At 49.4% G+C, this 15,637-nt stretch carries 16 protein-coding genes; 4 read left to right on the forward strand and 12 right to left on the reverse strand.

Annotated features, from left to right (window positions below; translation table 11 throughout):
- Positions 1–179 precede the first annotated feature (179 nt).
- From L9O85_RS09115 to L9O85_RS09125, 3 genes are read right to left on the reverse strand one after another with little or no spacing between them, the layout of a single operon-like run.
- Positions 180–551, reverse strand: a complete 372-nt coding sequence (locus L9O85_RS09115) for a hypothetical protein (protein WP_301578456.1) — start codon at positions 549–551, stop codon at positions 180–182.
- Entirely contained in the window at positions 545–985 is a 441-nt protein-coding gene (locus tag L9O85_RS09120) for a helix-turn-helix domain-containing protein (protein WP_301578457.1), read from the reverse strand. Before L9O85_RS09120 ends, L9O85_RS09115 begins: the two co-directional genes overlap by 7 nt.
- A complete protein-coding gene (locus tag L9O85_RS09125; protein ID WP_301578458.1) occupies positions 982–1,191 on the reverse strand; it encodes a helix-turn-helix domain-containing protein in 210 nt (69 codons plus the stop codon). Before L9O85_RS09125 ends, L9O85_RS09120 begins: the two co-directional genes overlap by 4 nt.
- A 413-nt stretch (positions 1,192–1,604) precedes the next feature.
- Here L9O85_RS09125 and L9O85_RS09130 point away from each other — a divergent pair, with 413 nt between their 5' ends.
- Positions 1,605–2,834, forward strand: coding sequence for a DUF6076 domain-containing protein (locus tag L9O85_RS09130; protein WP_301578459.1), 1,230 nt, complete (start codon positions 1,605–1,607; stop codon positions 2,832–2,834).
- Positions 2,835–3,013: 179 nt separating this feature from the next.
- Here the strand turns inward: L9O85_RS09130 and L9O85_RS09135 are convergent, their stop codons facing one another.
- From L9O85_RS09135 to L9O85_RS09175, 9 genes are all read right to left on the reverse strand, one after another.
- Entirely contained in the window at positions 3,014–4,204 is a 1,191-nt protein-coding gene (locus L9O85_RS09135; protein ID WP_301578460.1) for a hypothetical protein, read from the reverse strand.
- A gap of 313 nt (positions 4,205–4,517) precedes the next feature.
- Positions 4,518–4,898, reverse strand: a complete 381-nt coding sequence (locus L9O85_RS09140) for a rhodanese-like domain-containing protein (protein WP_301578461.1) — start codon at positions 4,896–4,898, stop codon at positions 4,518–4,520.
- A complete protein-coding gene (locus L9O85_RS09145; protein WP_301578462.1) occupies positions 4,895–5,428 on the reverse strand; it encodes a GDSL-type esterase/lipase family protein in 534 nt (177 codons plus the stop codon). Before L9O85_RS09145 ends, L9O85_RS09140 begins: the two co-directional genes overlap by 4 nt.
- Positions 5,425–6,204, reverse strand: a complete 780-nt coding sequence (locus tag L9O85_RS09150) for a hypothetical protein (RefSeq protein ID WP_301578463.1) — start codon at positions 6,202–6,204, stop codon at positions 5,425–5,427. Before L9O85_RS09150 ends, L9O85_RS09145 begins: the two co-directional genes overlap by 4 nt.
- Before the next feature lie 35 nt (positions 6,205–6,239).
- Positions 6,240–8,516 carry a DEAD/DEAH box helicase gene (locus L9O85_RS09155; protein WP_430688790.1) on the reverse strand — a complete coding sequence of 759 codons (2,277 nt, stop codon included), beginning with the start codon at positions 8,514–8,516 and terminating at the stop codon, positions 6,240–6,242.
- A 7-nt stretch (positions 8,517–8,523) separates the two neighbouring features.
- On the reverse strand, positions 8,524–8,916 hold the full coding sequence (locus L9O85_RS09160; RefSeq protein ID WP_301578465.1) for a hypothetical protein: 393 nt from the start codon (positions 8,914–8,916) through the stop codon (positions 8,524–8,526).
- Positions 8,909–9,238 (reverse strand): nucleoside triphosphate pyrophosphohydrolase, encoded by a 330-nt coding sequence (locus L9O85_RS09165; RefSeq protein WP_301578466.1) that lies wholly within the window; start codon positions 9,236–9,238, stop codon positions 8,909–8,911. Before L9O85_RS09165 ends, L9O85_RS09160 begins: the two co-directional genes overlap by 8 nt.
- 18 nt (positions 9,239–9,256) lie before the next feature.
- Positions 9,257–11,068, reverse strand: coding sequence for a GmrSD restriction endonuclease domain-containing protein (locus tag L9O85_RS09170; protein ID WP_301578467.1), 1,812 nt, complete (start codon positions 11,066–11,068; stop codon positions 9,257–9,259).
- 32 nt (positions 11,069–11,100) lie between these two features.
- Positions 11,101–11,484, reverse strand: coding sequence for a (deoxy)nucleoside triphosphate pyrophosphohydrolase (locus L9O85_RS09175; protein WP_301578468.1), 384 nt, complete (start codon positions 11,482–11,484; stop codon positions 11,101–11,103).
- Between the two features lie 584 nt (positions 11,485–12,068).
- Between L9O85_RS09175 and L9O85_RS09180 the strand changes: the two genes are divergently transcribed.
- The 3 genes from L9O85_RS09180 to L9O85_RS09190 are packed head-to-tail and all read left to right on the forward strand — an operon-like array spanning position 12,069 to position 15,618.
- Positions 12,069–12,278 (forward strand): helix-turn-helix domain-containing protein, encoded by a 210-nt coding sequence (locus L9O85_RS09180; RefSeq protein ID WP_301578469.1) that lies wholly within the window; start codon positions 12,069–12,071, stop codon positions 12,276–12,278.
- A 33-nt stretch (positions 12,279–12,311) separates the two neighbouring features.
- The gene (locus L9O85_RS09185) at positions 12,312–13,601 is read left to right on the forward strand and encodes a DNA cytosine methyltransferase (protein ID WP_301578470.1); all 1,290 of its coding nucleotides are present in this window, start codon (positions 12,312–12,314) and stop codon (positions 13,599–13,601) included.
- Positions 13,579–15,618 (forward strand): AIPR family protein, encoded by a 2,040-nt coding sequence (locus tag L9O85_RS09190; RefSeq protein ID WP_301578471.1) that lies wholly within the window; start codon positions 13,579–13,581, stop codon positions 15,616–15,618. Before L9O85_RS09185 ends, L9O85_RS09190 begins: the two co-directional genes overlap by 23 nt.
- Positions 15,619–15,637: the final 19 nt, after the last annotated feature.

Genomic DNA, 15,637 nt, shown 5'->3' on the forward strand with positions numbered 1-15,637 from the left:
CCCGCACTGCGGGCAGTTGTGTCTCTGCCGAGGGGCACATGACCCCGGCAGTTTCTCCTGCTCTTCGTCCCCCCGTGGCCCCCGTCCCGAAGTCTGGCCCGAAATCGGGCCAAATCCGCCTTGAAAGCCCCAGGTGGGGCAGGGACTCTGCCCTGCCTCGAAGGAGGGCACACAGCGCCTCACAGGCCGCTGCAAAGGGGGATTCCTCTGCCGCAGGGGACGGCGCACTGCGGCAGGAAAATCCGGAAGTATTCCGCCGGACCGGACACCAGATGCTGGCGTATCATCTCGCCGCATTGAAGCAGTCGGTACACAGTAATTTGATTGCAGAATTCAAATTCCGCACAGCGCTCTTTCGCAAATGCTCTCTGCTCATCCGTGAGGTCGCCGCGGTTCTCATCGCAGAGAAACAGTGCCACGGCGTCTTCGTCGATGGGATCACTATGACTGGCGTTCCACTTGCTGATGATGTACTTTCGCTTGTCCGCCATAGCCATGGCGCACAGGTTGGGATCTTCTTGAAGGATGCGGCCCAGTTCCTGCATCAGCATCCGGATACACACTCCCTTCTCTCCAGCGCGGCCAGGCGCTGCTTTGCCTTGTGCTGTTCCAGTGCCAGGTCGGCCATGTCCATCTGCCGCTCATAGTACTGATCGATTGCCAACTGGATAGGCAGGATATGATAGAGCAGACGGCCGTTGCGCTTGCGGCCGTCTTTGGTGGTAACGGTCGTGCGCTCGGTGCGGATGAGCGACCGCTCCTCCAGCTCCGCCACATACTTGCGTACCGTGGTCACGCACATGCCCACGCCCTCGCCGATCTCCCGGTAGCTGAGCAGACACTGATAGGTTTTGCGGTCCTCCCGGCGGAGCAGGAAACTGTACACCGAGATCGCGCCGCGGGACAGCCCCAGATCGTAGATCTCGTTGGGCAGTGGGAAATAGTTTTTGATGGGATCCCGCTTGGTCCAGCTCTGCTTTCTCATTTCGCACCTCCGGACTGTTCCTCCGCCCACCGAATGAACTTTTCTTTCGGTACCACCATGCGGCTGCCCACACGGAGTGTCGGGAAACCGGGTTCGTGCATTACCTCGTAGGCGGTGGAGATGGACACGCCCAGCACCTGTGCCACCAGTTTTGCATTGAGAAACAGCGGCAGGTCGCCGTAGCTTTTACAGACTGACATCTTCATTTCAATACCTCCGATCATTTTCAAATACAGAGAAAAATTGTTCTTGCGTTTCGGAGGTCTCTCTGATAAACTGAATACAGATTGGGCTGTGTTTTCCGAAACGCAGCGGGCCGTTGAACTGTTGCAGCAGTTCAGCGGTCTTTTTTTACGGTGACTGTCTTTTGCCTGTGTCTGGCCATCACCATACCCGTTCCAGCCCTGCGGCCTTGTTTGACACACACGGCGTTTGCTTCCCCTTGGTATGCTCGGCTGCTTCGCCCACAACAGCGTCATGGCAATACTTCTCCGGTGAGTATCATCTCTGGTGATGGGTATTTATTTTTCAAGGTGCTGTTGCCCTTCCGGCTGAGTTCATTGTAAAATAAAAAAAGAATTGCTTACATCAGGAAGTGATCTTGAGAGGAGGCGAGCAGATGGCAAGCGGAATTGCCGTATTGCTGCTGAAGGCAGAAGATAAAAATCGATGGTCCGTGATCCTGCACCATGCAGACGGCAGGGAGACCACACTTCCCTCCGTAACTCCCGCTGAGCATCTGATCACCGCTTCGGAGATCGATTACAGCGCGTACCGCCGGGAGATCCGGAACCTACGGGAACATCATCCCTTATTTGAGGAGCGCATAGATGTCTCACAGGCTGACTTCGAAGATTTTGTTGCCGAGGCCCTTCTGCTGCCGACTATGCTCCAGGATATTGATCCGGTGGGTTACTTTGTGGTAGTACAGCTCATGGACCAGTCGTTGCGGCAGGAGGATGACGGCAGCGCATTGTTTCTCCTCAACGCCGCGGCACAACTGCTTCAGATTTTAGAGGAGCCTCTTCGGGCTCAGGTGTACTTGCGCAACGCACTGGAGATCGCCTGTGACGGCATGGAGCGGGCCACACAGCAGGAGCGGTACCAGAAATTGATCAGGGCTTATCCGCAGCTGCAGAGTCTGTGTGATCCGGCCCTGCTGCCGGATGGACCAAGTAAGGGGCAGGTCTATGCCGCCTATTCCATCTTTGGGCTTTTAGGGCTGGAGCTTGCTCTATACTTCCATCAGGACAAACAGCGCATTGCCCGCTGTGATTACTGCTGGCTCTATTTCATCCCCAAGACGAAAAAGGAGACCCACTACTGTGACCGGGAGACGGACGGGTTTCCCTGCAAGCAGAGAGGCTCCCGATTCAAGCGCAACCTGGACGCGGAGCAGGACGAGGCGCTGCAGGTCTGCAAAAAACTGCGGGACCGCATGTACGCCCGCATGCTGCGCTACACCACAGCTCTTCCCGAAAACCGGCAGGACCTGATCCCCATGGACTACCTGCAATATGGAGATTGGAGCGAGAATGCCCGGCTGGCCCGGATCGACTACCTGGACGGAAAGTTGACTGCGGAGGAATTTCTTCGGAAGATCGACACCATGCACGACCTGGAGGACTACACTGTGGACGAGACGCAGACCTCACCGGCGGAGACGGCTTGGCAGAGGATGGTGGCCGGCAACATTGGCTTTGACCCGGAACTGCACTACCCGGAAGGGTTTATGCTGTTGGACTTAGGCGCTGACGATCCCAAGTGGCAGACCTTTTCAGCGGATGATCTGCGTCGGCGGGACCAGGAAGGTCATCAGAGCCTGCGGGAAAAATACGGCAGGAAATGACAATCAAAATATCCTTTCACTTTACTAACGGACATTTTTGGGCAATCCACAACCATTGTTAGGGAAATATTTTTGAAAATACAATTACGCATGAGAAAATAAAATGAGCCGGCGGGCACTTCATGCTGAAGCGCCCGCCGGCCTTATTCTTTGTATAGGCGATGTAGATTTTGTACTGCTTACATTAAGTAGATATTTTCACGATCAAAACAAATTTGATCTGTGTGATTAAAAATCCGTATGACATCTTCCAGCCGGTCAACAAAGACGCCCGTTTGGGGGTTGCTGATTTCAGCAAACTCTTTAATGGACTGGGTCTGTATACTATGAGCGCTTTTTTTCATACGTGAACCTTGGTCGACCAAGAATTCGTCCACTGGTCCCTCTTTAATGCCAGGAATGTTGCCGATCAATGTGCCCACCGCTTTGCCCGCGGTGCCAATACCAGCCAGAAAATTCTTCTCTATTGATGAGCTGCTTAGGTTTTCCAGGTATACAGAGCACCTGCCAAAGAGGTCTCGGTAGGCCTCGGACATCTGACGGATCTCATCTTTGATACCAGAGACATATTCCTCGTTGAAGTTACCGCCCAGCATAACTTCCATCAAAGAGGCCATGGAGAACGTGTAGAGAGAAAGCCGGTAGTACTTGAACTTCTTCAATAAATCTTGTAGTGCAGATTTTACCTGCGCATGGGCAACAATCAGCTTTTTCCCTTTCACAATATCGCTGACTTTTTTCTCATAGCTCAGCATGTTCTTTCGTGCTGTGCGCTGGATATCCAGAACCATCTTGTGGTTACTGGCGACAAAATGTTCATTATCCCAGTTCAGTTTGTACTTGGATGCTATGCTGAAAATGGTTTCCACATCTGCTTCTATTTCAGGTTCTTTTTCGATTTCCAGAAAAGATAGAATCTGTTTCTGCATCTCACTAATTTCGCCAAGCTGTTGCTCGATGGAGAATAGGGCTATGGCCATCATCATAGTTGCTGGATTGATGGCGGCGACTGACTTGGATGTTGCGGTCAGGGGGCCAGTAGACTGAAGCTGGGCAAGCTTTGAACCACCATCTGCAGTTTTTAAAGCACCCCAGGAGTTCCCATTCTTAGCAATCTTTAAGGTGTCTCCCACGGCTTGATTGGCTACGCGATACAAGCCAGATGTATCAAAGCTAATCGTCTGTGTTACCGTGTTGAGCGCAGGGATCAGTGAGGCCACCCCGGTTCCTAATGTAGCCAGTTGTGCAATGGGAACGCTCAGCGTGGTTGATTTGGTCAGATCTGCACGAGCATCAGCCAGGAGATCACCGGTGAGTTCGAGAATGTTGGTGTCGCCTCCAGAATCATCAAGTTTCATGATTTCATCCACACAACTCCCCCTTTCTTTTTAGCGTTGTATCGTTACATATAAATTTCTAAGGCAGAAGTTTTCTCTCAAACTAATGTGCAACATATTATACCAGATGAAAGGATCGTGAACAACCAGAATCATCTAACCTTATACTTAGAGGAAGCTGGATATTTTTTCTCACGTTCATTTTCCTCCTAAAACCGTAGCCGTCAAACTCGGTGTGAGATTGATGAAGCTCCCAGACCTGATTCAACGGGACAAGGAGTGAGCAGATACATTTCACCCCCTGTCATTTAACTGCTCTTCAATATTCCGCTTCTTTGGTAGTACCTCACGACTCGATCTCATAGGGCCAGGTGTTGATGCCGCCGAATTCGTAGATATTGGTGTACCCAAGGTCGGCCAGCACGGTGGAAGCGGTCTTGCTGCGGTTTCCGCTGCGGCAGTAGACCAGCACAGTGGAGTCCTTCTCAGGGATTACCTGAGCGGCAGTGGTTTCATCAATGGAGCCCACCGGCAGCAGTACGGCGCCGGGGATGTGGCCGCTGTCGTACTCGTCCTGCTCCCGCACATCCAGGATGATGACCTTCTGGGCGTCCATCATTTCTTTGGCCTCTTCCTGGGTGATCTGCTGGTAGGCACCGTCGGCGGCATTCCCGCCGCATCCGGCCAGCAACAGAAGGGAGAGCAGCAGGGGGATCATTCGTTTCATCTGAGTTCCTCCAGAAGTCCGGCGGCAAAGGCCCTGTGGCCCTGCTCCGTGAAGTGGACGCCGTCATAGGCAAGGGGGATGTCCCATTTCCCGGCGTCGGCGAAGCGGATACCCAATTGCTCCGCCAGAGTCTGACAGCACTTGGCAAAGGTATGGGAGTCATCAATGAGTTGCGGGCTGGGCACCCACTCGCCCAGGGTCACCGGTGGCGGCGCGATCAGCAGGATCCTGCTTCGATCCAAGGTGATGCCGGCGAGGAACCGTTCCAGCCGCTCGGCGGCCTGCTCCGGGCTTCGGCCCTGGAGCAGATCGTTGGTCCCCAGCATGACGATCAGCAGATCTGTGTCAGAAGGGAAGGCGAGAGATGAATACGGAATCTCCCGGCCGTTCTGTCCCAGATTTCGGATCGTCCAGCCAGTTGCCGCAGACAGGATGTCCACCCACCGACAGTCCGCGTTATACCGCCCGCCGAAATAGCCCCGGGGATCGTAGCCGTAGGTGTTGGAGTCGCCGAAGCAGATGACGTTCATCTTCCATTTTTCCTTTCTCTGTCTTTCAGCGCCATCTGGTAGATTGCCATCAGACTATAATAATTCATGATATCCGGGTACTGATTGGCAGGGTGCCAATAGTCAAGCACCAGTACATCATGCTGGTTCAGGCGAATGGTATAGTAGAGATTTTCGTTGTGCGGAGTCCGCGCAACACTACCGTTTGCCTCTTTCCATATGATATCCAGAGCCGAACCAGTATAACAGCAAACAATTACCGTTGGATCGCAAAGCTGCAGTTGCTCCAAAAGCCGCTTTGCATCAAAGGCTGCATAGCTGCGAATGACATCCATGGACGAGTTTTTCCCTCCGCCACTTTTTCGGATGTTGATTGCTGCAGCCTGGCATAGATATGCGTTTCCGAAGCTGCCGACTGGCAAATCTGGAATATAAGGTGCAATGCAATCTGCCGTTGTAGAAGTTAGTCCATAAGTCCAATGTGAGATACGGTTCCACATCTTTGTGATTTTCTCATGGCTCATCAGATAATCTTGTACCAGATCCCAGTCCTTGTCACCACCATATGCCTCTTTCAGCAGAAAAAGTGGGCGGACTTCTTGTGACGGGGAAAACCACTGCTCCGGGCAAATAACTCCATCGCGAATGAATACATTTGAGCGGTGGTTAATCTCAATCGGGACCGTGCTGTACTCGCTGCTTTCGGAAATGTGGCCGTGTTGCCGCTTCCAATCGGCAAACAGTGCATTTGCCTTCTGAGTATATTGGTCCTTGTCCTGAAATCCTGTATGTTCCATAGCTGCGTGATACCTCATCGCTCCATATTCTTGGGTCACCGATTTAAGCGTCCATAGTACTGCTCCAGCTTTTCATCGCAAATCCGCACGATCTCCTGTTTCTCCTCCCGGGTCAGCTTCTTCCAGACGGACTCGTCCACCTGAATCACGCCCAGGGTCTTAGTATGGTGGAGCATCTGCATATCCTCAAACCGTTTGAATGGATTGGACAGGATGTTCCGCTGGGCCTGGGCGTCAGTATAGCCGCCCTTGGCGTAGATGCTGTTGGCCTTTTCCACCACCAGACCGGCTGCCCGGCGGGCCTCGTAGAACTCACGGAAGTAGGCGGCGATGTCGCTGAGCTTCACCCGGCCCTTGTCGTCGGCAAACAGCAGCACCGCTTTGAGCAGTACCGGCTTGTAGGAGTAGCTCATGTCCATCTGCCGTACCATATCCAGGAACAGGTCCTTGCGGTTGGAGTCGTCAATAAGGGTCCAGCCGTACTGCTTCGCATATTTCTGGAGGGTCACTTCTTTGAAATACTTGAAGGTCCGGTGCTCACTCATGGGCACCACCAGATCAGGTACCAGCAGGCCATCCCGGACATACCGCTCGATGGTCTCCGTCTGCACATCCACCCGGCGGACGAACTCCATCTGGGAGATCATCCCGGCGGCTTCCCCCTGCCAGTTGAAAATGTCCACCAACTCGTAGTCCAGGGCGTCCACCGGCCAGTCGATGAGGGCGTCCGGGCGTTCGCCTCGGTCGTAGAGGCCCTGTTCGGCGGCCTTTTGCCCCTTGGTGCCCAATACCAGAGCGCCGGGCTTGTACTCCTTCAGCCGGAACAGCCGGTGCATGGAATAGGGCATATTGTACTGACTGGCATTGTCCACGAAATCAAACACCATCAGGCTTTCCTTGCCCGGTGACAGCCGCATACCTTGGCCCAGCTGCTGGGTATAGAGCACCTTGGACATGGTGGGTCGGGCCATAAACAGCACTTCGGTGGCGGGGCAGTCCCAGCCCTCGTTGAGCAGGTCGCAGGCGCACAGCACCTTGGTTTCGCCCTTTTCAAACCGAGCCAAGACCTCCCGGCGGTCGCTGGCCTTTATCTCGCCGGATACAGCCTCAGCGGCCACACCAGCGTCATGGAGTCGCCCGGCGATCTCCTGAGCGTGCTTGACGGAGGCACAGAAGATGACCGTCCGCTTGTCCTTCACATATTGGAGCCAGGTGTCCACGATGAGCTGGTTCCGCTCCGGAACATAGATCTTGCTTTCCAAGTCCCGGATGTTGTACTGGACGCTGTTGAACCGCACTTTGGTCAAATCGATGTTGGTGTGGATGCGGATGCACCGCACTGGCACCAGCTCGCCGATCTCCACGGCGGTCTGGATGTCCAGCTTGTGGGCGGTGTTCTTGAAGATATCCAGGATGTTCTTGTCGTCGGCCCGCTCTGGTGTGGCGGTCAGGCCCAGGGTGAATTCCGGCGTGAAGTAGGACAGGACCTTCTGGTATGTATCGGCGGAGGCGTGGTGGGCCTCGTCCACGATGATGTAGCTGAAGTCATCTGGCTTGAACCGCTCCAGATTCAGAGCAGCGCTCTGAATGCTGCCACAGACTGCAAAGGCGTTGCCCTGCTTCATGCTCTCCACATAGCGCCCCACCGTGGCCCGGGGCCACAGCTCCCGGAAGGTCTTGGTGGCCTGATCCACCAGCTCCACCGTGTGGGCCAGGAATAGCGTCCGCTTCCCGAACCGCTTGGCGTCCATAACAGCGGTCACCGTCTTGCCGGTGCCGGTGGCGTGGTAGAGCAGGGCGATGGTCTCGAAGTTGCAGCGCATCTCCTCCAGAACCGCCAGGGCCTGCTTTTGGTGCTCCTTCAGCTCCAGCTTGGAGCCGTCCAGGGACTTGCCCCGCTGAGTGGGAAGGTAGTCCTCGATCTCCTTGAAGCTGGGGTGCTGGCCCAGGAATACCCGCAGCTCGTCTTTCACGGTCTCCGGCTGCTGCTGCATCTGCCGCACCGCCCAGCGATACACGTCCCAGCCCAGGTAGATCATGCTGTTCTGCTTGAGCAGGTCATCATAGAACTTGTTCCGGGAGATCAATTTTGGGTTGTGGGAAGCCTCGTCGTCGATCTCAATGGCCACCTTTCGTCCGCCGTTTTCGATCAGGAAATCGGCAAACCGGCTATTTTGATAGATGTCGGAGAAGGGATACTGGGAGTATAGATAGCCGGCCTTCTCGGCACCGAAAGTGTCGGAGAACAGTTCGATGAACAGATCCTCGGCACTGCTGCCGGAGGCGGAGCGGTAGGTAGACATGGAGGTCACCTCACAATCAATATCCAAATTTTTTCAGATGAGTTGAGACACTTCCTGGTGTTCTTTTCAAGATGTTTGCGATTTGCCAGATGTTATTCTTTCTCCGAAAGTACAAATCATAGAGCTTCTCGCTTTCCTCTCTGGACCACGCTTTCCCGGTATTTGGGTATTGAGCTTTTCGGCGTTCTTTTTTCTCCTTTTGAGCCGCCTCTTTCTCTTTTCTCTGCCGCTCCAGAATAGAGGCATAGGATTCCAGGGAACAATGCTCCAATACCGCCTTTAGCGCTTCTTGTACCACCTCGTTGGCGCAGCAATCTGACGGTGGAAGTGCTCTGCCTGTGAGAGGGTTAATGCCGATGCTCAAATTTTCTACCATGGTTCTGGCCATTAAATCGTCTTTTTCATCCATCAGAAGGCTCCTTTTCCCGCACTTCTTTCAAAAGAATTTTCTTTTCAAATCCACCCCGTTTGTCAGCCTTGTCCGCCCGCACCTGCTCCAATTCTTCCAGCGTCCAGCCCCGGGCTTTCACGACCGCCTGCATGACCTCCAGAAGGTCGGCGAGTTCTTCCAGAGATTTGCTCTCCTGATATTCCGCCAGTTCCTCGTTCAGCTTCTGGTCCAAAAGGGACAGGTAGTCCTTGTCAGAAAGTGTTTCGCAGATGCAGATTTTTCCATCTGCTTTAATGATCTCTGGGATTTGATCACGAACGAGCTTACGGTATTGTTTCATGTCGCAACACTCCATAATTTACAGGCCCCAATAATACCGTTTCATCATAGATGCCATCAACTTGCGGCGCTCGGTCAAAAACTCTTCATAGCTGGATGCGTCCATATTTTTAACAGACAGGGGGATACAGTTTTCTTGTAAGTTCTCGTTCAATTGTGACAGGTTGCAAATGTTCCCCAACTCTATTGCTTTGGTTTCGCATTGCATAAACGCCTTGCTAAAATAGTCGCAGGGTGCATCATCGCTAATAGCTTTGTTGACTTGTGTATCAAGATAAATATAATTGGCTACCTGATTGTATTTCGTTTTGCTATCTACGCCATTCTTTTTAAGATAGGCTCTCGGGAAAATGTGGTGGATATCTCCCGCAACAGTAATTAAATCGCTGACTTTTATACCATTCATCAGCAACGAATTGTAGTTCAAATGAACCTGTGCAGCAAGAAACACATTAAAAGCAGGGCTATTTACAGAAGATGTCTCTAAGTTCTGGGGGAGTGTGACAGTCCAGAAAGTGTCGGACAATGCGGAAGCTTCTACTTCGGATAGAAAATTCTTGAAGCCTTTTTCCTGGATACTCCGCATATCACGATCCATTTGGGATTCTGGTGAGCCGATATAGCGGGAAGTCAGCGTGGTAAGAACGAACCATTTTTGGACATACCGCTTAATTTGTACATTTGGAATTTCAGGGGTATCCAATAAAATTAAGTAGAGCGTATAGGCAAAATCCAATGTCATCGCGGAATTTAAAAGTTTGCTGGAAATAAAGCCAGCTCCTTTGATGGCCAGGATAAACTGTGCAAAGTTGTATTCATTGATAAAATTCAAAATGCCATGCTCCAACTTCTGATAGGAATCAGATACAATGTCCTCGCGAAATTCCTTGGTTTCAAAATCTCTTCCAGATAGCAGGCTTACTAAGTCGGCTAATTTTCCACGACGGAATTGATGCATGAAGGAGACTCGCAGCATATCGCTATACCCTGGATCATAGATGTCGTCATAATCTTTTGCCAGCCACTTAATCTTGTCAGCAAAGATTGATTGCTGAAATTCTGTGTCTTTTTTCAGATTTTCATAGAATTCTGGTTTTACCGCTAAATGGCAGAAATAGTCCACCGCTTTCCGCATTATACTTCCACCGTGGTCGGTATCTGCGGCCATTTTAGACATGACGAAATCAGATTGGCTTAGAGCGGTCCCCTTGGAGTTGATGCGGATAAATATTTCAGTAACCTCATCAATATCCAGGGAGTGGTCAAGTTCAATTACGCCAATTTGCCGGTTTGCAATTCCGGTAAGCTTGCTAATCTCCTCGGCCAGCTCATCCAGGTCTACATTCGGGTTGTTTTTTGCGTATTCGTTTTCAAATGCTCTTGGCTTAAAATTAGCAGAAAACAGAACCGAGATGTCCGGAATCCATTTTTTGTCCTTTAAATGGGATGCGTCCTGGACGGCGAATCGTTTGCTGTCATCAGCTGCCAGGGGGTTAAACGCTATTTTGATCCGATCTTTTTTAAAATCTTCATCCAAGACTTCTTTTCCGGAAATAGCGGCCATCAAGGCAGTAATTCGTTGTTGGCCATCAATTAGGACTTTTTTCCCCTGGGAGTATCCGCCATCCTTGGTCCTTACCGATGGATTTTTCCAAGTGATGATGTACCCAGTGGGATATCCATGGTAAAGAGAATCAATTAGATCCCTAACTTGGCTACGCTTCCAGACAAAAGGACGTTGGATTTCGGGTATGACAAAATCGTTTGCCTCGATGAGGCCGAGGATTGCGTTGACTGAGTATTGCATTAGCGTGAATTTTTCTCCCGGCATATGAAAAACCTCCGTTTTGAGATGTAATCAACTTATTTTTTGTTCTTTAATTTTTTTAAGATATCCTCATCCGCCGGGCAAAACGCAAATTGATCAATTTCACTCACTGTGATCCAGCGAATGTCGTTATGCTCCAATTTCTGTGGAATCCCTTCTTGGATAGTGGCATGGAATAGGGTCAAGTGAACCGTCAAATCCGGGTATTCATGGGTTACATCCATAAATACTTCGCCAATATCCAGAGTAATGGCCAGTTCTTCTTGACACTCCCGAATCAGAGCCTGTTCCTTGGTTTCTCCTGGCTCTACCTTTCCGCCAACAAACTCCCATAGGAGTCCTCTTGCCTTATGTGCTGGGCGCTGGCAAATCATAAACTGATCCCGATCCCAGATCAGGGCTGCTACTACCTCTGTCATACAATCCACCACCAATTGATTTGATTTCTTCTTTTATACCAGTATAACCACTGTCAGGTTTTGGGGCAAGATGATTTAGAAAAAAGAATTATCGGTTCCAGCTTTTTAAATTGCCAAGATGCTGCATCCAAGGGTACAATCGCTCCAACCAGAATCCAGAAGCAGCAGCATTATGCGGACGGTTTCCAATACCACAAACGCTCTTCATCTTGCGCATCATTCCTTCCGGTACGCTTTTATATAGCTGGTCACACTGTTCGAAAACTAAAGGAAAGCGACACAGGCTCGAAATCAGTCTGTACCTCAATAGAGATTCCTAATCCTTGTCAGTATGCATGTCAGACAGAAATTGATCTTGCAAGACATATAATCTGACACTTTTTCTTTTCCCCCCCTTTCCATATACATTTTTCTCCAGAAATCGTGCGAATCTATCATTTTTTCTTGAATTTTTTTACTGAACCTGATAAGATAATTAAAACGCTGTTGGTGTTGAATATATGCCAAGGCAGATGGATGAAGAGAAAAGCACTCTGTCAGCTGGCAGAGTGCTTTTACTTTAATAGCTCGGGAGGAGAAAATTTATGGCCGTCAGTTATAAAAAGCTCTGGAAATTACTGATTGATAAGGACATGAGGAAAAAAGATTTGTGTGCAAAGGCAGGCATCAGCCCTGCTTCAGTAACAAAGATGGGCAAAAACGGTCATGTGACAACAGAGATTCTCCTGAAAATTTGTACGGCTCTGGATTGCCAGATTGAATACATTATGGAGTTTATACCAGAGGACAAATGACTCCCTGACGCCAATAAAGACGAGGAGATTACCATGCCAAAATATCTTGATTTGTTTGCGGGAGCCGGAGGTTTGTCTGAGGGGTTTATCAGAGCTGGTTATGAACCCGTTGCTCATGTGGAAATGGACGCAGCTGCGTGCTATACATTAAAGACGCGCGCCGCATACCATTGGCTCAAAAAGCAACAGAACCTTGTGCCATATACCCGCTATTTAAAGGGTGAAATCTCGCGTACAGATTTTTATGATCTGATTCCTGAAGAGATATTGGGTTCTGTTCTCAACTACGAAATTTCACAGGAGACCCTGCCCAGTATCTTCAAGGACATCGATGCGCTTCTGGGAAATGAAAAACTCGATTTAATTGTGGGAGGCCCTCCGTGTCAGGCTTATTCCATCGCTGGACGCGCCAGGTCTGAAAGCAAAATGGTTGGAGATAAACGAAATTATCTATACAAACTCTATGCAGAATTCCTGAAAAAGTATCAGCCGAAATACTTTGTGTTTGAAAATGTTCTTGGCCTTTTGTCAGCCAGGGACGAAGACGGCACTTTGCATTTCGACAATATGCGCAAATTGTTTAAAACATGCGGCTATACAACAGATTTTCGTCCACTGAATGCATCAGACTATGGGGTGCTTCAAAACAGGAAAAGAATTATTTTAATTGGTTACCGCGGTGAAAAAACAGATTTTTATCCAGAAATTCCTGTAGTTAAGAGCAAACATAAAGTTGGAGAACTATTCTGCGACCTTCCCCCAATTAAAGCTGGAGAAGGTGTTATTACACCAGTGGAAACAGCCCATTACACTGGAAAGTATCTTTTCAGCTCCAAAATAAAAGAATATGACAAAGAGGCAGTCACATTTCATCAGGCACGTCCCAATACTGCCCAAGATTTGGAGATATATCGCATTGTCGTTGATACTTGGAATAAAAGCAAGACAAGGATAGCGTACACGGATCTTCCTGAGCGGTTGCGCACTCATAACAATACCAAAAGTTTTCTGGATCGATTTAAAGTTGTAGCCGGGAACCTAACCTGTGCCCAAACAGTTGTGGCGCACATTTCCCGTGATGGGCATTACTTTATCCATCCGGATATCAGACAAAACCGTTCTCTTACACCAAGAGAAGCTGCCCGGATTCAAACATTCCCTGATAATTATTATTTTGAATCAGTGACTGGGAAACCATCTCGAACACTTGCTTATAAGCAAATAGGTAATGCAGTTCCCGTTTGTCTTGCTTACATCATCGCTGATGCATTATTGGTTCGATTTACAGAAGGTGACAAAAATGTCGAAAAATCAAACACTTGATGAATTCTACACTGCTTTCAGGGAAGAGGTTTTGTGTGCCTCTGATACCGAAACCAGTGGCTGGACCATAGAAGATTTTCTCACAAATGTCATGATGGAGTATCTGGAAGAAGCAGGCGAGGTAACAGACCCTGTTATCTGTCCTTTCCGAGGATACGGTCTCCAGATGAACGGCTATGCAATTTCTGAAGACTACGAATCAGTTGATATTTTTGTCAGCATTTATTCTGATACAGAACTACCACGCTCAGTATCCCAGACGGATGTTGACGCTGCCATTAAGCGTGCGATTCAGTTATACCACAAAGCCATCAATGATCTGTATACATCTTTTCAAAAAGATAATGACACCTATGAGTTTGCCATAACATTACACAAAAACAAGGACAACATAAAGCATGTGCGGATCTGCGCACTGACAAATGGGCTCGTAAAACCGATTACCTTAAAGAACATTACCATCGGTTGCGCAGAGGTCTCTTTCTCTTTGTGGGATATTGATCGATTGTATCGCTGTGTTACTTCCGGCAAAATGCGGGAAACGATAGAAATTGATTTTGAAGAGAAGTTCCAAACAACAATTCCCTGCATTGAAAACAGCACCAGCAAAAAATACAGCGTTTATTTGGCCATCATTAATGGCGATTTGTTGGCTACTCTTTATGATGAGTTCAGAGATCGTTTGCTGGAGAAAAATGTTCGCTCATTCCTTCAGGTAAAAGGCGGTGTCAATAAGGGAATTCGTGATACTCTGCGGGAAGAGCCTGATATGTTCCTTGCATATAACAACGGTATTTCTGTTACAGCGGAGAGCGTGGAAATTGTCCGCGATGAAAATGGAAAACCATCCATCAAGCGTATCATAGATATGCAGATTGTTAACGGTGGTCAGACTACTGCATCCATTTTCAACGCCAAAAACGACCGTAAAATTTCCGCAGATTTGTCGCAAGTTTTTGTTCAAATGAAAATCTCGGTGATACATTCTGCAGAGGATATGGATGAAATCGTCCCCAGAATTTCGACCTTTGCCAACACTCAAAACAAAATACAAATTGCAGACTTTTCGGCCAATGATCCCTTCCACAGACGTATCGAAGAGCTATCACGTACCATTTGGGCTCCTGCCCAAGGTGGCCTGAAACCGCGAAACTGGTTTTATGAACGAGCACGTGGTCAGTATGCAGATATGCTCACCCGTGAATCCACTACCAAACGGAAAAAAGAATATAAGGAAACGCATCCCTTGTTCACAAAAACAGATCTTGCCAAGTATGAAAACACTTGGGATCAGCTCCCTTGGCAGGTCAGTGAGGGAGCTCAAAAGAATTTCCATAAATTTATGCTTCGCTTGAAAGAGCGCAAAGTTTTTGTTCCGGATGAAGTTTATTACCAAAATCTTATTGCCAAAGCAATTCTGTTCCGTCAAACCGAAAAGCTCGTCCAAAGGCAACAATATGGCGGATACCGTGCCAATATTGTTACATATACACTGGCTTTTCTCTCTTTCAAAACCGCCCAGCGTATTGACTTGGAGCGGATATGGAAGGAACAGGCGCTCACCCCGTCTTTGGAGTATGAAATTGTTGAGATTTCCAAGTTTGTTCAGGCGATAATTGTGAATCCTCCCGGCGGGGCCAATGTAGGCGAATGGTGCAAAAAAGAAAAGTGCTGGCAGGCGATCCGCGAGCATGAATACACAATCAGCGATAAACTTCAGAGCGAACTGTTATCCGTAGCACGACCGGAGGCTATCAGTCAACCAGCAACCGGAAGTATTGATTCTCTTACAGAAGAAGAACTTGCGCTCATCGATGAAGCTTCAGCTATTCCGGCAGAGACTTGGTTTGCTCTGTCGCGCTGGGCCAAGGAAACGAAGAACTTCCAACCTTGGCAGCGCAGCCTGCTGTTCTCCGTTGGTACTTTGGCCGCTCGAGGACAGAAGCCCAGCATAAAGCAAGCAACACATGCCGTTAAAGCCTATCAGGCTGCACTTCAAAAGGGCTTTACCATTTGACACGATAGGAGGGATAGCC

It is taken from the genome of Lawsonibacter asaccharolyticus (assembly GCF_022453915.1).
GTDB lineage: Bacteria > Bacillota > Clostridia > Oscillospirales > Oscillospiraceae > Lawsonibacter > Lawsonibacter asaccharolyticus.